This window comes from Paenibacillus ehimensis NBRC 15659, assembly GCF_004000785.1.
Lineage (GTDB): Bacteria > Bacillota > Bacilli > Paenibacillales > NBRC-103111 > Paenibacillus_G > Paenibacillus_G ehimensis.
Genome location: NZ_BILX01000034.1, coordinates 1 through 18,197, shown reverse-complemented (window position 1 = coordinate 18,197; position 18,197 = coordinate 1). Strand labels below are relative to the sequence as shown.

The 18,197-nt window shown below is 55.6% G+C and carries 19 protein-coding genes; 18 read left to right on the top strand and 1 reads right to left on the bottom strand.

The features are described from left to right. The first annotated feature begins 101 nt into the window (after nucleotides 1-101). From pduL to PEH01S_RS19540, 11 genes are all read left to right on the top strand, one after another. Nucleotides 102-671 carry a phosphate propanoyltransferase gene (pduL, locus tag PEH01S_RS19585; RefSeq protein WP_127487538.1) on the top strand — a complete coding sequence of 190 codons (570 nt, stop codon included), beginning with the start codon at nucleotides 102-104 and terminating at the stop codon, nucleotides 669-671. A 264-nt stretch (nucleotides 672-935) separates the two neighbouring features. Further along, complete coding sequence (miaB, locus tag PEH01S_RS19580) at nucleotides 936-2,411, top strand: tRNA (N6-isopentenyl adenosine(37)-C2)-methylthiotransferase MiaB (protein ID WP_025850673.1); 1,476 nt, start codon at nucleotides 936-938, stop codon at nucleotides 2,409-2,411. A 28-nt stretch (nucleotides 2,412-2,439) separates the two neighbouring features. Next, nucleotides 2,440-2,883: a RicAFT regulatory complex protein RicA family protein gene (locus PEH01S_RS19575; RefSeq protein WP_025850672.1), complete on the top strand. Its 444-nt coding sequence runs from the start codon at nucleotides 2,440-2,442 to the stop codon at nucleotides 2,881-2,883. A gap of 149 nt (nucleotides 2,884-3,032) precedes the next feature. Then, nucleotides 3,033-4,379: a cytochrome P450 gene (locus tag PEH01S_RS19570; RefSeq protein WP_127487536.1), complete on the top strand. Its 1,347-nt coding sequence runs from the start codon at nucleotides 3,033-3,035 to the stop codon at nucleotides 4,377-4,379. Nucleotides 4,380-4,467: 88 nt separating this feature from the next. Then, on the top strand, nucleotides 4,468-4,620 hold the full coding sequence (locus PEH01S_RS34685) for a hypothetical protein (RefSeq protein WP_161782267.1): 153 nt from the start codon (nucleotides 4,468-4,470) through the stop codon (nucleotides 4,618-4,620). A 166-nt stretch (nucleotides 4,621-4,786) separates the two neighbouring features. Next, complete coding sequence (gene nikR, locus PEH01S_RS19565; RefSeq protein ID WP_025850670.1) at nucleotides 4,787-5,251, top strand: nickel-responsive transcriptional regulator NikR; 465 nt, start codon at nucleotides 4,787-4,789, stop codon at nucleotides 5,249-5,251. A gap of 186 nt (nucleotides 5,252-5,437) precedes the next feature. Continuing rightward, complete coding sequence (locus PEH01S_RS19560; protein ID WP_127487534.1) at nucleotides 5,438-7,138, top strand: molecular chaperone HscC; 1,701 nt, start codon at nucleotides 5,438-5,440, stop codon at nucleotides 7,136-7,138. After that, complete coding sequence (locus PEH01S_RS19555) at nucleotides 7,138-9,090, top strand: J domain-containing protein (RefSeq protein WP_127487532.1); 1,953 nt, start codon at nucleotides 7,138-7,140, stop codon at nucleotides 9,088-9,090. Before PEH01S_RS19560 ends, PEH01S_RS19555 begins: the two co-directional genes overlap by 1 nt. A gap of 23 nt (nucleotides 9,091-9,113) precedes the next feature. Beyond that, nucleotides 9,114-9,752 (top strand): DUF1266 domain-containing protein, encoded by a 639-nt coding sequence (locus PEH01S_RS19550; protein WP_025850667.1) that lies wholly within the window; start codon nucleotides 9,114-9,116, stop codon nucleotides 9,750-9,752. A 117-nt stretch (nucleotides 9,753-9,869) separates the two neighbouring features. Next, nucleotides 9,870-12,092, top strand: a complete 2,223-nt coding sequence (locus tag PEH01S_RS19545) for a heavy metal translocating P-type ATPase (protein ID WP_025850666.1) — start codon at nucleotides 9,870-9,872, stop codon at nucleotides 12,090-12,092. Between the two features lie 38 nt (nucleotides 12,093-12,130). Next, on the top strand, nucleotides 12,131-12,817 hold the full coding sequence (locus PEH01S_RS19540) for a sulfite exporter TauE/SafE family protein (protein WP_025850665.1): 687 nt from the start codon (nucleotides 12,131-12,133) through the stop codon (nucleotides 12,815-12,817). Between the two features lie 121 nt (nucleotides 12,818-12,938). On the opposite strand, the gene PEH01S_RS19535 is transcribed toward PEH01S_RS19540, so the two are convergent. Next, nucleotides 12,939-13,367 (bottom strand): FixH family protein, encoded by a 429-nt coding sequence (locus PEH01S_RS19535; protein WP_161782266.1) that lies wholly within the window; start codon nucleotides 13,365-13,367, stop codon nucleotides 12,939-12,941. Nucleotides 13,368-13,459: 92 nt separating this feature from the next. Between PEH01S_RS19535 and PEH01S_RS19530 the strand changes: the two genes are divergently transcribed. The 7 genes from PEH01S_RS19530 to hrpB all read left to right on the top strand — a co-directional run. Next, nucleotides 13,460-13,807, top strand: coding sequence for a c-type cytochrome (locus PEH01S_RS19530; RefSeq protein WP_025850663.1), 348 nt, complete (start codon nucleotides 13,460-13,462; stop codon nucleotides 13,805-13,807). Nucleotides 13,808-14,013: 206 nt separating this feature from the next. Next, nucleotides 14,014-14,202 (top strand): hypothetical protein, encoded by a 189-nt coding sequence (locus tag PEH01S_RS19525; RefSeq protein WP_025850662.1) that lies wholly within the window; start codon nucleotides 14,014-14,016, stop codon nucleotides 14,200-14,202. Further along, nucleotides 14,199-14,417, top strand: a complete 219-nt coding sequence (locus PEH01S_RS19520; RefSeq protein WP_025850661.1) for a YwbE family protein — start codon at nucleotides 14,199-14,201, stop codon at nucleotides 14,415-14,417. Before PEH01S_RS19525 ends, PEH01S_RS19520 begins: the two co-directional genes overlap by 4 nt. Nucleotides 14,418-14,486: 69 nt before the next feature. Then, nucleotides 14,487-14,885 carry a YmaF family protein gene (locus PEH01S_RS19515; protein ID WP_127487530.1) on the top strand — a complete coding sequence of 133 codons (399 nt, stop codon included), beginning with the start codon at nucleotides 14,487-14,489 and terminating at the stop codon, nucleotides 14,883-14,885. Between the two features lie 332 nt (nucleotides 14,886-15,217). After that, the gene (locus PEH01S_RS19510) at nucleotides 15,218-15,868 is read left to right on the top strand and encodes a chromate transporter (RefSeq protein WP_173426585.1); all 651 of its coding nucleotides are present in this window, start codon (nucleotides 15,218-15,220) and stop codon (nucleotides 15,866-15,868) included. Between the two features lie 15 nt (nucleotides 15,869-15,883). Next, on the top strand, nucleotides 15,884-16,420 hold the full coding sequence (locus tag PEH01S_RS19505) for a chromate transporter (protein WP_025850658.1): 537 nt from the start codon (nucleotides 15,884-15,886) through the stop codon (nucleotides 16,418-16,420). 327 nt (nucleotides 16,421-16,747) lie between these two features. Further along, nucleotides 16,748-18,197: ATP-dependent helicase HrpB (gene hrpB, locus PEH01S_RS19500; protein WP_127487528.1), on the top strand; the 1,450-nt coding region annotated here is incomplete at its 3' end.

The following is an 18,197-nucleotide window of genomic DNA, read 5'->3' as shown; positions in this document are numbered from 1 at the left end:
CTTAAGCATACGGCCTTGGGCCGTATGCTTTTTTTATGCCGGGCGGGTATAATAGACTTGAGCTTCATGGAATCTTTTGCATAAGAGAGGGGCACATGGACATGAAACAAGTACCGATCGGCGTTTCCGCCAGACATATTCATTTGTCGAAAGAACATATTGCGCTGCTTTTTGGCGCAGGGTATGAATTAAAAGAGATGAAGGCATTGTCCCAGCCGGGTCAGTATGCCGCCGAGGAAACGGTCGCGGTCGTCGGCCCGAAAGGCCGCATCGACAAAGTTCGCATTCTGGGACCGGCCCGCAGCAAGTCGCAGCTTGAGATTTCCCGGACCGATGCGTTCGCTCTCGGGGTGAATCCGCCCGTACGAGAATCGGGACATATTGACGGAACTCCCGGCATTAAGGTGATCGGACCGGCCGGCGAAGTGGAGCTGGAGGAAGGCGTCATCGTTGCGGCGCGCCATATTCATTTTCATACCGACGATGCCGCCAAGTGGGGCATTGCGGATAAACAAGAGCTCACCGTACGCGTCGAAGGAGAGCGCGGAGTAACTTTTGAGCACGTGATTGCCCGGGTGTCCGATCAATTCGCGTTGGACATGCATATCGATACGGACGAAGCGAATGCGGCCGGAATTAAAACCGGCGATATCGGCGTTATACTAATTTAGGAGTCTGTTCGACGGATTTTTCATAAATTGTTAAGGAATAACCCAAGGAAGGGATTGCTGCGGAAAGTTTACGTCCGCCTTTGAAATGAAGTTGTAACCGCCCAATCCCTTCCTGACGGGTACAACGTGTTAATTAAGATTTTCCTTTCATCGAAGAGACTCCTATATCCGCCATGAATTTCTTTGAAATGCAGGCTGCAAGCATGATATAATGAAAGGTATGATCTTTGCAGCATACTGCAAGCTTCAGGAGGAATTCATTTCATGACGACAAAAAATAAATCCGAGAAAGATTACTCGATATATTTCCAGCCGCCGTCTCTGAGCGATGCGAAGAAGCGGGGGAAAGAAGACATTGAAGTGCATTACGACTTCGACATCCCGGAAGAGATGCGCGAGATCGGCAAGGACAAGTATTACCTCATTCAAACGTACGGCTGTCAAATGAACGAGCACGATACCGAGACGATCAAAGGGCTGCTTGAGCAGATGGGCTACCGCTCGACCGACGACCGCAAGCAGGCGGACGTCATTCTGCTTAACACCTGTGCCGTACGGGAAAATGCGGAAGATAAAGTGTTCGGCGAGCTTGGGCATCTCAAGCATCTGAAGATCGAGAAGCCGTCGCTCATTCTGGGCGTGTGCGGCTGTATGTCGCAGGAAGAATCGGTTGTGAACCGGATTTTGAAGAAGCATCCGTTCGTCGATCTGATCTTCGGCACGCATAACATCCACCGCCTCCCGTTCCTGTTGAAGGAAGCGATGTTCAGCAAGGAAATGGTGATCGAGGTGTGGTCCAAGGAAGGCGACATCATCGAAAATCTGCCGAAGAAGCGCGAAGGCATCAAAGCGTGGGTCAACATCATGTACGGCTGCGATAAGTTCTGTACGTACTGTATTGTGCCGTATACGCGAGGGAAGGAACGCAGCCGCCGTCCGCAGGACGTTATTGCCGAAGTGCGCGACTTGGCGCGTCAGGGCTTCAAGGAAATCATGCTGCTCGGCCAGAACGTAAACGCCTACGGCAAAGATTTCGACGATATGAAATACGGGCTCGGCGATTTGATGGACGAAGTGCGCAAAATCGATATTCCGCGCGTTCGCTTCACAACGTCGCATCCGCGCGATTTTGACGACCGTTTGATCGAGGTGCTGGCGAAGAAGGGCAACCTGATGGAGCATATCCACCTGCCGGTTCAATCGGGCAGCAACGAGATTTTGAAGCGGATGAGCCGCAAATATACGCGTGAGCATTACTTGGAGCTGGTCGCTAAAATCAAAAAGGCGATTCCGGATGTCGTGCTGACGACGGATATCATCGTAGGGTTTCCGGGCGAAACCGACGAGCAGTTCGAGGAAACGGTCTCGCTCGTGCAGGAGGTCGGCTACGACAGCGCCTTTACGTTCATTTATTCTCCGCGGGAAGGCACGCCTGCAGCGGGTATGGAGGATAACGTGCCTTACGAGGTGAAGCGGGACCGTCTGATTCGTCTGAATGACGTGCTGAACGTTTACGCCAAACGGAGCAACGAGCGTTTAAAAGGACAAACAGTGGAAGTGCTGGTGGAAGGCGAAAGCAAGAACAACGCCGCCGTATTGGCCGGCCGGACCCGCACGAACAAGCTCGTCCATTTCGAAGGGCCGAAGGAATTGGTGGGCCGGTTTGTCCAAGTGAAAATAACGGAGACCCCGACGTTCTACATTAAAGGCGAATTGGTCGGAGAAGCCGTAGCTCAATAAATCGAATGCAGGGGCGTGACGAATCATTATGGCAGAGCAAAAGTTTACGAATTGCGGCATGGAGCTGTATACGAATACGGAAATGATCGTGCGCGAAGATATTTTGGATAAAGCCAGGGAGCTGGCGGGGCTGCTCGCTACCTCGAATGAGGTGCAGTTTTTCCAGCAGGCGGAGAAGCAAATTGCCGGAAACGATCATATCCAGACATTGATTAGCGCGATCAAAAAGAAGCAGAAGGAAATCGTCGCTTTCGAGTCGTTCGAGAATAAGAAGATGGTCGAAAAAATCGAGAAAGAAATCGACGAGCTGCAGGATCAGCTTGATGCGATCCCGATCGTCAGCCAATTCAAACAGTCGCAGGAAGATATCAACTACTTGCTGCAGCTCGTCATGGGCGTCATTCGCGACACCATCTCCGATACGATTACGGTGGAACAAGGAACCGTAGCCCGTTCGGGATGCAGCGAGTAAGCAGGATTATACGAATACGCAGTCAGCTTGAGAACCGGCGTGCAGCCCCGGATGGGGAGGCAGGTCGGTTTTTTTGTCGGTTTCGGCTGGTATAATGTGGGGGTCATAGCCGGATAATAAGACGAAACTTTTGAAGGAGGCACAGCTTGATGTCATCGACAGTTAACATTCCCGGCCCCAAAGGCCTGCCCCTTTCCGGCAATCTGCTTGCATTTCGAAAAGATCCGCTAGGGTTTCTCATAAAGGCGCGACAGCAGTACGGCGACGTGGCGCATATTCGCTTCGGACCGCGGCATGTCTATTTAATTAGCGATCCGGAGCAAATTAAAGAGGTGCTGCTGACGAAGCAAAGCGCTTTTCGCAAGGCGAAAGGGCTGCAGACGGCGAAAGCGGTCGTAGGCGAAGGCATTCTGACGAGCGAGGGCGAGAAGCATATGCGGCAGCGCCGGCTGCTGCAGCCGTCGTTCCGCAAGGATCGGATCGGCAAATATGCCGAGGCCATGATCGAATATGGCGAAAAGATGCTGGCGTCTTGGAAATCCGGAGAAACCCGGGTCATTACGGACGATATGATGCAGCTGACGCTGGATATTATTACGCATACGATGTTTGGGACAAGCATTGCGGATGGCGTGGACGATATTAGCCATGCGATTGATGTAGGGATGAAATACGTCACGCATAAAGCGACTTCCGTAATCGACATTCCGGAAAGCCTGCCGACGAAGAGCAATCTCGAATTCAAGCAAGCCGCCGCGACACTGGACAAGGTGATCTTCGGCATTATTGAAGAACGCCGGAAGCATCCCGATCCGAGCCGTGGCGATCTTCTTTCCATGCTGCTTGCAGCACGGGATGAGGAAGACGGTACAGGGATGAGCGACCGGCAAGTGCGGGATGAAGTGATGACGATTTTCATTGCAGGACATGAAACGACGGCCAATACGCTCTCTTGGACGTGGTATTTGCTGTCCCAGAACCCGGAGGCGGAGAAAGCGTTTCACGAGGAGTTGGATCGGGTTTTGGACGGACGCAAACCGACCTACGACGACTTGGAGAAGCTTCCCTTCACGCACCATGTCGTCTCGGAGTCGATGCGGCTATATCCGGCGGCTTGGGCGATCAACCGGGAGATGCAGCAGGAGGTGGAAATCGGCGGCAATACGTACAAGCCGGGGGATACGCTCATGATGAGCCAATATGTCATGCACCGCAGGCCGGACTTTTTCGAGGAGCCCGAGCGGTTCAAGCCCGAACGTTTTGCGGGAGATCTGCTCAAAAAAATTCCGGCGTTTGCCTATTTTCCGTTCGGCGGCGGTCCGCGCGTCTGCATCGGCAACAATTTTGCGCTCATGGAGGCGACACTGCTGCTTGCGACAATCGGCAGCCGTTACACGCTTAAGCTGGCACCCGGCCATCCTCCGGTGGAGCCGGAGCCGCTCGTTACGCTGCGGCCAAAGGGCGGCTTGCAGATGGCCGTTACGGCAAGAAGATAAATCAGCATGCTGTAGGCGGGATAGACTTCGACCGGTGCCGGAGAAACTTCGGGATGCCGCTGACGCTGGTGAAAAGGAGGAGCAAAGTTTGGATATCGTTAAATTTACGGTTGATCCGCACAGTGAGGAAGAGCGTGAAGCGCTGTTGAAGGAGGTTCGCGAACACGGCGCATTGTCGGGAGCGGAAAAGGAACAGCTGACGAAGGAGCTGAAAGAGCTGCAGTTCGATGCTGCGCCCTAAGGCGTTTGATGCTCCAATGCAAACGAAACTGCAAACGATTATTGCCGAGAAGCCTCTTTCGCCGAATGCCGGCGGAGGGGCTTTATTTCGTTTGCATGCGAATTCAGTTTGAGCGGCGGGTGTGCTACAATAATCGGGAGAGTGTGCGGATTGAGGTGAACGATCGTTGGAGAAAGACGTATTGACCCGGTTTGGCGTGTCCATGCCGGAGGAGCTGATCAAGCAGTTCGATCAATATATCGCGGAGCGGGGCTACACGAACCGATCGGAAGCGATCCGGGATCTGGTACGTAAAGTGCTGCTGGAGCCGGGCGGCTTGAAGGCCGATCAACTTGTAGCGGGGACGATCGTCATGGTGTATGATCACCATGCGGCCGATCTTCCTTTGCAGCTTATCGAGCTGCAGCATCATTACCATCATGACATTATTTCGACGATGCATGTCCATCTGAATCACGATCAATGTCTTGAAATCATTGTCGTTCGCGGCTTGCTCGCCAAGCTTCGGGAGCTGCAGCACAAGATTCAAGTACAGAAGGGCGTGCTTTACGCCGAGCTTTCCGTCACGTATTTGGACGAGCGGGGGGCCGGACAGGGGCACGCCGATACGGCGGAGCATCATCACAGCTAGCCACTTCAAACGGCGGCCGTTTCTTTGCACGCAAAGAAGCGGCCGCCGATTCAATGGGCAGCAGCTTTATTTGAAAATTTCCGTTATCGATTTAAAAAAAGAAAATGAGCGACCGATAAACTAATGGTATGGAAAAGAAAGGCGTTTTTTTCTATGCCATTAACACAGGGAAGAGAGGTAACCGGAATGACGATGATTGGCATTGATTTGGGGACGACGAACAGTCTGGTTGCTTATTGGACGGAAGACGGTCCTGCCATTATTCCGAATGTGCTCGGGGAGCGTTTGACCCCTTCGATCGTAAGTGTGGACGAAAACGGCGAGATTCTGGTCGGTCAAATTGCCAAAGAGCGATTAATTACCCATCCGGATCTTACGGCGGCTACCTTCAAGCGCTATATGGGGACGGAGAAGACGTATCGTTTGGGTCAATATACTTTTACTCCGGAAGAGCTGTCTTCCTTCGTCATTAAATCGCTTAAGGCGGATGCGGAGGCTTTCTTCGGACATCCCGTGACGGAGGCTGTGATCAGCGTTCCGGCTTATTTCAACGATACCCAGCGCAAAGCGACGAAGCGTGCGGCTGAATTCGCCGGTTTAAAGGTGGAGCGGCTGATCAGCGAGCCGACGGCCGCGGCGATCTCCTACGGTCTTCATCAGCAGCAGGACAATACCAAGTTTCTCGTCTTCGACTTGGGCGGCGGCACATTCGACGTCTCCATCCTGGAGTTTTTCGAGGGCGTGATGGAAGTGCAGTCGATCGCGGGCGACAATTACTTGGGAGGCGAGGATTTTACCCAGCTGCTCGTTTCTTACTTTATCGAAACCCATGGAATCGATTTTCAAGAGCTGGATTTTAAAGCCCGTTCCGCTCTGTTCAAGCAGGCTGAAATATGCAAAAGGCTCTTAGGTACGGAGAGCGAAGGGAAAATGAGTTTTACCCTGGAGAATCGTACGTACGAGACGAGTTTGGACCGCAACGATTTTGAGAAGATTGCCGGACAGCTTATTTTGCGTCTGCGTCATCCGATCGAGCGCGCGCTGCGGGACGCTTCCTTGTCACCGGACGATCTGGATGCCGTCATTCTGATCGGAGGGGCAACCCGAATGCCGGTCATCAAATCGGTGGTCGGCAAAATGTTCGGCCGGCTGCCATTCACTCAAATCAATCCCGATGAGGCCGTTGCCTTGGGGGCCGCCATTCAAGTCGCGCTGAAGGAAAGAAACGAAGCCTTGAAAGAGGTCGTTCTGACGGACGTATGTCCCTATACGCTTGGTATTGAAACTACGAAGCGGATGGGGAACGATAAATTTGACGACGGTCACTTCTGCCCGATTATTGAGCGGAACACCCCGATTCCTGTCAGCAAAGTAGAGTCCTTTCAGACGCTGCACGATAACCAGACAAGCATACGCGTGATTGTGTATCAAGGGGAGAGCCGGCGGGTGGAAAATAATTTGAAGCTGGGCGAGCTGCTCGTCGAGGTGCCTTCGGATAAGGCCGGCGCGCAATCCATTGACGTCCGGTTTACGTATGATATTAACGGCATTCTGGAGGTCGAAGTCACTACGGTCAGCACCGGCGTGAAGAAGAAGACGATTATTCAGAAAGATCCGGGCAAGCTGTCGGAGCTGGAAATTGAGGAAAGATTGAATCAACTGAAGGACATCAAAATCCATCCCCGTGAAAGAACGGAAAACCGGCTGCTGCTTGCGAAGGGCGAACGGCTGTACGAGGAAGCGCTTGGGGAGAAGCGTTCGGAGATTGCATTTTTGCTGGAGCAGTTCGAACGGGTTCTCGCCTCTCAGAATGAGCAGGAAATCAAAAAGGCTTCCTCGGTTCTAAGGAAGCAGCTGGAGCATTTGGAGAGGTGGCGTGACTATTAATGCGGGTGTGGGAAATACTGGGGATCGACCCGACGCATGAGGTATCGGCGATTAAGAAAGCTTATGCCGCAAAGCTGAAAATCCATCATCCCGAGGACGATCCGGACGGTTATCAGCGGCTTAGGGAAGCTTATGACCAGGCGACCAAGCTGGCGAAGCGGCAGCAGAAACAGACGAGTCGAGCGACCGAAGAGCCGGAAGCTTTCGCCGGTTTGGAAATGGAGCAGGAAGACGGGACCGAAACGGAAGACATCACTCTGGATGAAGAAGCCGGGCTGTATGATGAAGACGACGGACCGCGTCGCATTCCCCGGATGGTTCTTTGGCAAGAGCGGGACAAGGAAAGAGACGACCCGGGAAGCCAAGCGGAGCATTTTATAGGGCAGGTAGAGCGGCTGTACCGCGATTTTCCGTCGCGAATCGAAACCACCAAATGGGCGGCGCTGTTGAATTCCGACGTTGTATGGAACATCCACTTGCAAAACGGCATTTCCGGCCGGCTGCTTGACTTTTTGGAAAAGCATTATTTTTTGCCGAAAGAGGTTTGGAAGCTGCTGGACAGTGCGTTTCATTGGAGCGGGCTGGTTGCGGAAGACAAGGAAAGCTTCTCGGAACAATATCCCAAAGTGTATGCTTATGCTTTTGCACAATCGTACGAAGCGGCAAACATGGGATATTCCCTTCTGCTGGGGGCGGGAGAGATCGATCATGAAGCCTATCTTCGCTATCGCGAGGAAGCCTGGCTGGCATTAATGAATCATGATTTGCCGGCTGCCCAGCATTCGTTAGAAAAAGCCTGGGATCTTTTCGATGCAGACCCGGATGTGATCCGTATGGAAGCGGAATGCGGCTGGCGCCTTGGAGAACCGGAAAGGGTACTGGCCATGAGCGATCGTCTGATCCAGTTGTGTCCCGATCAGGCTGACGGGTATTGGTACCGTTCGCGCATATGGATGCAGGATGGAAGGCTGGCTGAAGCGGTTCAAGATCTGCAGCGCATTCTTTCACAACTTCCGGATCACATGCTCGCGTTATCGCTGGCCGGGACCTGCTATAAAAAGCTGGGCAACCTGGAAAAGGCCAAAGAGATGTTCCAACGCATTCTTGTTTTGGATGCGAACGATATTGATGCGGTTCTAGCGTTGGCGGAAATCAATGCGCTGATGATAAAAGATCTGAGAGCACGGCGTGTAAAAGGCAGCAGAAGCGTCAGAAAACGGCTGTACCGGGAGTTGGGTAAAGCGCCTCTGCTTAAGCGATTGAAGCAAGCCGCTTATTTTTTTGTTTCTAATAAATGGTTCAGTCTGATATGCATCGTGGCGCTGCATTTATGGATCGCGAGTTCGTTTGTGAAGCATACGGGGGAAACGCCCTTGGCTTATTGGAGCGAAGCTGTGAGGCCGTTCAAAATCATGAATGTCTCTTCAGCATCCAAATGGGAGCTTCTGGCTCCCGAAGAGGCCGTGCGGGTAAAGCTTGCCGATGCGTCCTATATGGCCATTCAAGAAGTAAAGGTTAAAGACGGCAGCGGTAAGGAGACGACGATGTACCTCTCCTTGGATGAGGCCAAGAAGCAGGGACTTCAATCGAATATCACAGGCCATCTCTGTATGGGCTATCTCGATGGGAAAGCGATCTTTGTGGTGGGCAATTACAAACAGACCAAAGAAATATACGATTTTCAAAGGATCGAGCTGGAAGGCACCCTTCGCTCCATGCCTGAAGAGCTTAAGACGGAAATCGAGAATTGGAAAAACCGAAGCTCGAAGAGCGCCCTGTCAAAGCCGCTTCCAATCTCCGACAAATATATCGACGCCACTGCGAAGCCGAGCAAGAAGACTCTGCCGAGCCTGCCTTTGCGGATTTATTTTTATCTGTTCATCTTAGCGCTGTTTTATGTTTCGGCGCTGCGGGAGCTGCGGAGAGTTAGCAAGCTCGTCGGCTATAACTAATTAGCGGGGGAGGGAACAAGCCTATGACCGATACGGCGGCACGGAAGATCATGAACGATTACGTTGAAGCGATGACTTCGTTATGTATCGTCGGGAAATTCGGCGAATATTTTTTGCGCAATCCCGAAATGATCTTCGAGCGGCGAAGCGCTCTACGCGGCCTGTTCAAGTTTTGGAACATCGCAAATACGCAGGAGCTTAAACAAAATGTAGAATGGACGATCGCGATAGGGGCCAGAAAGGAATTTGGGGAGCTGTACAATTGGCTGTCGTCCGTTTCGGAGGCCGAACGGGCTTCTATCGGACAGACTACCGCCGATCCTGCACGCAAACATCAGTTGTCCGTTGTCAGACAGTATGTATGGCGGATGCCAACTGCCGGTATAGCGGCGTACGATTATTCCATGGCGGTATTCCGGGCCTGTGCCGGACAGAAGCTGGGTTACATAACGGAACAAGAGAAGTGGGCGTATATCGAAGAGGTCATCCCATTGGTGAAGGACGATTTTTCCAATTGGAAGGATTACCTATATAGCTTTAACGTGGGGGCCGTCTTTACATCCCGTCTTTTGAATGCGGATTATATAAGCGAAAACGGCGTATTGCTGACAAAGCTGCTATTTTCGCGCAACGATTCCTTTCGGAGGGCTAGCTTAGGCTAGTCCTCTTCGCTTCTTTTCGGGGGCGCCGCGTTTCTTTGTCATGAAAACCGCCGCTCGTCCATATAGTTTAACGATGACCGGGTGCGGGGGCCTCAATCGGAATGGAGTGAGACGCGAATGAGCGGACAAGCGGATATGAGCCGAATTACGCTGCATATTACCGGAATGACGTGTGCGGCGTGCGCCGCACGCATCGAGAAGGCGGTCGGCAAAATGGAGGGCGTGGCGGAAGTCGGCGTCAATATCGCTCTGGAGCGGGCCGTCGTCTTGCTGGATACGAAGCGGGTCCGGACGGAGGAAGTCGAAGCGCGGATTGCGCAGCTCGGATATGGCGTCCGTCCGCTGCATCCGGCCGACGGGAAATCAGACGGCAATAGCGGCGGGGAAATTGGCCGCTGCCGGGCGTTGTTTTTGCTTTCGCTTGTTTTTACGCTGCCCTTCTTCTGGGCGATGGTCCCGCATCATGCGGCCTCCTCCTCGCTCTGGGTGCCGGACTTGCTGGCGAACCCCTGGTTTCAGCTGGCGCTTGCCGTTCCGGTGCAGTTCGGTTTCGGTCTTCCTTTTTATATCCGGGCCTACGAAGCTTTGAAAAACGGAAGCGCGAATATGGATGTGCTCATTGTACTGGGCACGTCAACCGCTTTTTTGTATAGTCATTATTTGTTGTTTCATCCCGGGCAGGCGATGGCAGGAAGCGGGCACCACAGCCCGTACTACTTCGATACGAGCACCATGATTATCACGATCGTATGGCTTGGCCGATGGATCGAAGCGTCCGCCCGGAAGCGCACGGCGGATAGTCTCCGGCAGCTTCATGCGTTGCAGGCGGACACGGCCTGCATGCTGACCCCGGAGGGCGAACGCCGGGTTCCGGTAAATATGCTGAAGGAAGGCCAATTGCTCCGCGTCCGTCCCGGCGAGCGGGTGCCGCTCGACGGTATCGTGGCGCAGGGGACATCTGCGGTGGACGAATCGCTAATCACCGGGGAAAGCATGCCGGTTGAGAAACGAAAAGGAGACCGCGTCATCGGCGGAGCCTTGAACGGTTCCGGTGTGCTGGAAATCCGCGTCCTGCGCAGTGGCAGTCAAAGCACGGTAGCCCGGATGATTCGGATGGTCGAAGAAGCGCAGAATGCGAAGGCACCGATTCAGCGCGTCGCCGACAACATCGCCGCGGTGTTCGTTCCGGTCATTGCCGCTGCGGCCGTGTGCACCTTTTTGTACTGGTACGGATTGGGCGAGCCGGGTGCTGCGGGCGGGGCTTTGGAGAAGGCCATTGCCGTACTCCTGATTGCTTGTCCATGCGCCTTGGGCTTGGCAACGCCGGTATCCATTCTGGTTGCATCTGGCCGCGCGGCTCAGAAGGGGATCGTGTACAAGGAAGGGGCCGCACTGGAACGGCTTCATCAAACGGATATACTTCTGTTCGATAAGACGGGTACGGTGACGTTCGGGACACCGAAGGTGACCGATGTGATCGCTGCGGAAGGCGAAACGCAGGCCACGCTGCTGAGCAAGCTCGCGGGCGCGGAGCAGCTCTCCGAGCATCCGCTCTCGCGTGCGGTTGTCGAAGAGGCCGAGAGACGGGGATTGCGGGTGCCTGATTGCGACTGCTTCGTAGCCGTTCCCGGCTGCGGGGTTCGGGCGGAGGTGCACGGACGCGGGATTGTCGCAGGGACTCGGCGTTGGCTGGATGAGCAAGGCATATCTTTTGCGGATACGGAAAAGGTTGCCGGCCCCCTGCGCAGCCAAGGGAAGCAGTTGATCTATGTCGCGGTGGACGGCCGACCGGCCGGGGTCGTCGCACTTGCCGACACGCTGCGTCCGACGGCGGCATCGGCGCTGCGGCAGCTCCGAAAGCAGGGAATGGATATCCGGCTGGTGACCGGAGATCATGTTTCTGCCGCTAAAGCGATTGCGGAGCGGCTTGGAAATGTCCGGTATTACGCGGATATGCTTCCGGACCAGAAGCTCGGGCTTATCCGGCGGCTGCAGAGCCAAGGGAAGCGGGTGGCCATGGTCGGCGACGGCGTTAACGATGCGCCGGCCCTCGCGGCAGCGGATATCGGCGTAGCCGTCGGTAACGGGACGGATGTGGCCAAGGCTGCCGCTGATGTGCACTTGCTAAAAAGCGATTTGACCGCCATTGCCGATGCCGTACGGATCAGCCGAAAGACGATGACAAACATATACCAGAATATGGGATTCTCTTTTTGCTATAACGCATTGGCGATTCCTGCGGCATTAAGCGGCCATCTGGCGCCGTGGATGGCCTGCACGGCTATGGCTTTAAGCTCTTTGACGGTGATTATTAACGCGCTTCGGCTGAAACGGGTATAAAATTCCTTCAATTCAGGCGTAAAAGGCAGGGAAGAGAAATGGCGATCGGCATTCATGATCTGATGCTGGCTTGGCTTGCCGGATTGCTCGGCGCACCGCACTGCATTGGGATGTGCGGCGCAACCGTCTCCGGCTTTGCGCTGCAAGCGAAGACGAGTCCGCTTCGCTCCGTTCTGGCTTACAATGCCGGACGGATTGCAACCTATGCCGCGCTCGGGGCGTTTATGGGCACGGTCGGCTCGTTCGTCGATGGCGCAGGGAAGCTGGCGAATGTGCAGGGGACAGCGAGCTTATTGGGCGGCTGTCTTATTTTGCTGTGGGCCTTGCGGCGAATCGCCCTCCCGCTGCATAGGCTGGACCCGCACCGGCTGCCGTTTGTCCGGCGGCTTGCGGACCGGTACCGGACGGCGGAGGAGGCCGGGGCCGCGGTCGTCAGCGGTCTGCTGCTCGGCTTCCTCCCCTGCGGCTTGACCTATGCGATGGAAATGAATGCGGCGGCGAGCGCAAGTCCGCTGCATGGCATGCTGCTTATGCTGCTGTTCGGTCTGGGTACCGTGCCTGCGCTGGTTTTCGTCGGGCTGTTTGCGGGCAAGTTGAACAAGCGGTTGCGGAGAAAGGCCGCTATGGCCGGCCAATTCGTAGCCGTCTGGATCGGAGTGCAGTCCGTGCTGCGGGGCTTGGCTGCGGCCGGATGGATTCCCAGTATCCATCCCTGGCTTTGGTGATGAATTGTAAAGGATTGTCCTCAAAACGGCCATAAATCAAGCGAAAAATAGCCCGGCGGAGTCATAGGCATGCGCGGGACGATTCGCTACAGTGGAAGCAGGCCAGGGAAAACGCCCGATATCATCGGACGGCGGCAAAAGGAAACCGGACCCGGAGCGATTTGTCTCCGGCCGTCATCGACACGTCGGCCACGGACGAGCCCGCCATGAGCGGGATGCCTTCGCCGACGTAGCGGCCGGCTTCCGTTTCCGTCAGGGTAAAGGGGCTTGCGCCGCATAGCATTTGCGGCATCGAGATGGTGGCGGCTCCGGCCGCCCCGCTCACCGGCCGTCCGTCTGCGTCCCGCAGCGTGACGGTAAACGTGCCGGGCTTCAGCGCTGTGGCCGGGCTCGGATGAAGCGACACTTGAATGCGGTAGCCTTCTACGATAAATTCCGAGACGGGCGGAAACTGAGGGGAGGTGGCGGCGAATTGCCTGAAACCGAGCCAAGTCCCCAGAACGATCACGGCGCCGAGGCCGAAGAGGCGAAGCCACGCGATGTTGGGCATAGCAGCCGTATCCCTGCCTTTCCGGGTCATATCGTTTCATATGTATCCCGGATCAAGCTCCAATATTCCTCTAAACAAAGGTGGTAATGATCATGAAGCAGGCCTGGATGCCATTGGCAATCGGATTGCTGCTGTTAGCCGGACTTGCAACGGCTTGCGGCGGGGACAAAAGCAGTGCGCCGGCGAACGCCCCCTCCAAAACGGCAGCTGGCGAAGCGTCTAACGCGGAAGCAATTTACAAGGCGAACTGCGTCTCCTGTCACGGGGCCGATCTTTCGGGCAAAGTTGGACCCAATCTTCAGAAGACGGGGGCCAAGCTGAGTCAAGAACAAATCTCGGCCAAAATTCAAAACGGCGGCGGAGGGATGCCTTCCTACAAAAACACGTTGAAGGAACCCGAGATTCAGGCGCTGACGGAATGGCTGTCCGCCAAAAAGTAAACGAAGAGAGCGCGTCTCCGCCGAGCGGACGCCTCTCTTTTTTTGGCTAAACCCGGAGGAGAGAAGGCGGTATAGCAGCGGCCGCTTCATGAAATTGTCAAGGTTATCGCGGCAGCGGAGTGTTTTTCGGGTGGAAATTGTGGTATTTTGGTAAGCAAACGGGTAAACTATACTGTTTGATTCGAAAGGGGTTTGAACAGAAGCTTATGGCAACCATTATTTTGATCCTGTGCTTGCTTGTGATGGGCACGTTTTTCAGCTTGGCTTTCGTATGGCTGTTTCAGAAAAAAAAGGGACTTGCCATCAGCTTTACGATTCTGGGGCTCGTAAGCGCATTCGTATTCTATTATGCCATTTTTCAGGGCTGGCTTGAACTGCCGGAGCAGTACGGATGAACGACGGACGCAAGCGAGCGAACGTTCTCCCGGGCGCCGAGGTGCTCATCGTCCTGAAGCAGGATCAGCGGACGGGCAAGCTGACACGCGGCATCGTGAAGGATCTGCTGACGAATTCGGCGACGCACCCGCACGGCATCAAAGTGCGTTTGACGGACGGACAAGTCGGCCGGGTCAAGGAAATCGTCAACCCGGCAGCCGGAAAGCCGGAGTAGAAATAATCGTGCCTCTCCCCGCGTATTCTGTAGCATCCGGAATAAAAAAGCGAAGGGGAGGGAGCTTTTATGTCTGTTTGTCCGCTGCCGCCGGTGCCGTATGTTCCGCTGCCGCCGGCTCATGCCCATCCGTTCATAGGCTTGACCTCCACAGCGCTGGGGCATCTCCATCGAGTCGAGATGTTCGTCTATGCCACGAACGGAGACGGAACGGACGGGCACGTGCACAGGTATCAAGGGCATACGAACACCGTTATGGGTCACTTTCACCGTTTCATTGGGATGACGGGACCCCCGATCGCGCTGCCGGACGGCTCCCATTATCATGAGATCGATGCGCTTACGAACGACGAGCCGTTCGAGTTTAAGGAAAATTACTACAAAACCGTGCTATCGATCAAAAGGCACTCGCACAAGTTTGCCGGACCAACGGGAACGGGGATCGGCTACGAGCCTCCGGGCTGGTAAAGTAGTTTTGCAGTTCAGCCGCTCATCGAACGGAACCCGGACGGCGTGAGCCAGTATCAGCAAAAGGTTATATTTTCAGACGCGGATATCGAGGATCCGGGTCTTTTTTTTGTTGGGCTTGTTCGCATTAAAATTCTATGTATTCGGATCGAGATTGTACACATAATTTCAATATGATTTAAACTAAGAGCGTTTCGATACGGTTCAGTTTGTCTTATGCGGCTATTTGGCTTTAGGATGGCGATATTGCAGACAAGATAACGAAAACATTATTCCAAAATGAATTAAAGTGAGGTATACTTAAAAGGACAACGGCGAACGGGGGGAGCAAGATGAAATCATGGATGCAGAAACTGAGGCCGCTGGGGCCGATTTTTTGGACCTTCTGCAAAATCAGTCCGGTCACCTTCGGCGGCGGCTACGCGATGATCCCTGTCATGGAACGGGAGGTCGTCGGCAAACGGCGGTGGATCGAACCGGGCGAGATGAGCGGCGTCTTATCGATAGCCGGGTCGGCTCCGGGCGGTGTAGGCGTCAATGCGGCGGCGTTCATCGGTTACCGGCTGGCCGGGGTGCCGGGGGCGGCGGTGGCGGTCGGCGGAATGACGCTGCCAGCCTTTTTGATCGTATTTTTGCTGAGTCTTGTGTTCCGGGAGATCTACGATCTGCCGAAAGCGGCTGCGGCCTTTCAAGGCATTCAAGCGGCGATTGCCGCCTTGATTATCATTTCGGCGTACAACATGGGGAAAAGCTCTATCGTTGACCGTACGACGCTGGCTACGGCGGCATTCACGGTCGTGCTGCTGCTTGTCTTTCATGTGCATCCGATGCTGGTTATTTTGATCGGACTCGTGATCGGGCATTTGCTTGTCCGCATGAAACGAAAGCTTGGCTATCGCGCGTTCGAACCTAAGGACGAGGAGCCTCCGGCGGCCGGAAACGGCTATAAATATGCGGATTACTTTATTGCAGACGGGATTTGAAACGGGGTGACGGTGATGCTATGGAGCTTGTTTGCGGTGTTTCTTAAAATTGGTTTCGTCTCGTTCGGCGGAGGGTATGCGATGATTCCGCTGATCCGGCATGAGGTGCTGCTCCACGGCTGGATGGAGGAGCGGCAGTTTACGGATACCGTCGCGTTGGCCGGGATGGCTCCGGGACCGATCGCGACGAACAGCGCCACCTTAATCGGTTATGAAGCCGCCGGCGTTCCGGGAGCGATCCTGTCGACGCTCGGCATGGTGCTGCCGTCGCTGGCGATGATTGTGATCATCGCCGCGTTCTTTTTCCGGATGCAGCAGCGGCAGTGGGTCAAAGCGACGTTCTACGGGCTGAAGCCGGTGGTGACCGGGATGATCGTCTACGCGGCGATCCACTTCAGCTTGCCGGGAAGCGGGGCCGGTTGGATGAGCTGGCATACGGTCGGAATGCTGATTATTTTGGCGGTATGTCTGGGCGCCTTGATCAAATACCGCTTGCATCCGCTCGCGGTGATCGTTCTCTCGGGCGTGCTTGGAATCGCCTTTTTTCAATAATGCGAGAAGTGACCCAAGATTGCCCCGTTATGGGGCTGAGGTTGTTGAGAAAGTGATCAATTGAAGCCATAGATGTTACGAGGGGGTGGGGTATCTACTTCCGGTCGCTCTTGTCAGCGGGAAACTTTGATTGAAGCCGCTTAGCAGCGGATATTTCCCGCAGACAAAGGCGAACGCTATCGCTCCTTCAGTAGATACCCCACCTCCGTATGTTTTTCTATTTTTTATATGACCACTTTCCAACATTCTGAGCCCCGTTATGGGGCTTTCTTTGTGCGGTTGTGGTACAATAAAAACCGAATTTGCCGTACGTTGGAGTGAACGAACATGGGAGAACTGCCGATAGATCGCGTTTTAACGGAGTTGAAGGAGAAGCTGGGCAAGCATACGAATGCCGTGCTGGTCGCGCCGCCCGGCGCAGGCAAAACGACCCGCGTGCCGCTTGCGCTGCTGGAAGAGCCGTGGGTGGCCGGGCGCAAAATAATTATGCTGGAGCCGCGCCGACTGGCTGCGAGAACCGCTGCCCGATACATGGCGGCCCGGCTCGGAGAGCAGGTCGGCGAAACCGTGGGCTATCGGGTCCGGCTGGATACGAAGGTCGGACCGAAAACGCGCATCGAAGTCATGACGGAAGGCGTGCTTACGCGCCTGCTGCAGGCCGATCCCGCGCTTGAGGACGTGGCTGTCGTCATTTTTGACGAATTCCATGAACGAAGTTTGCATGCGGATCTGGGCTTGGCGTTTGCTTTGGAGTCGCAAGCGGTGCTGCGGGACGACTTGCGCATCCTGGTCATGTCGGCTACGCTGGATGCGGCTCCGGTTGCCGCGCTGATGCGCGACGCGCCGGTTGTGGTCAGCGAGGGCCGCAGTTATCCCGTGGAAACGCGGTATTTAAGCAAGCCTGTGGAAGGGAAGCTGGAGCCGGCGGTGGCCGCATGCATCCGTCAGGCGCTGGCGGCCGAGGAAGGGGATCTGTTGGCGTTTTTGCCCGGTGCGGGGGAAATTCGGCGCGTGGAACGGCTGCTGCTTGAAGCGGGATTCGGTCCGCAGGTACGGATCGCTCCGCTGTACGGGCAGCTTGCTCAAGGGGAGCAGGATGCGGCCATCGCGCCGAGCGTGCCGGGGCAGCGCAAGGTCGTGCTCGCGACCTCCATCGCCGAATCGAGCTTGACCGTAGAAGGGGTGCGCATCGTCGTCGACGGCGGCCGGATGCGCGTCCCGCGGTTCTCCCCTCGAACGGGCATGACGCGGCTGGAGACGGTAACCGTCTCGCGGGACTCGGCGGACCAGCGCCGCGGGCGCGCCGGACGTACGGCCCCCGGCGTGTGCTACCGGCTCTGGACGGAGCAGGAGGATCGCCGGCTGGCGCCTCACCGGGCGCCCGAGATCATGGAAGCGGATCTGGCCGCTCTTGCGCTTGAGCTGGCCGTTTGGGGCGTCGCCGATCCGGCGCAGCTCGCTTGGCTGACGCCGCCGCCTGCGGCCGCCTATGGTCAGGCGGTCGCGCTTCTCAAGCAGCTCGGCGCACTGGGAGACAGTGGAGCGATTACCCCGCACGGCCGCCGCATGGCCGAGCTCGGCGTCTCGCCCCGGCTCGCGCACATGATGCTGCGGGCGGTGCCGCTCGGGCTTGGCGGGCTGGCCTGCGAGCTGGCCGCGCTGCTAAGCGACCGCGACCTGCTGCGTTCCCGGCCGGACGCGCCCAATGCCGACCTGCGGCTGCGCGTGGAGGCGCTTCGCGGCGTGGGCGCCGTGCAGGCGGCTGATCCGGCGGCCC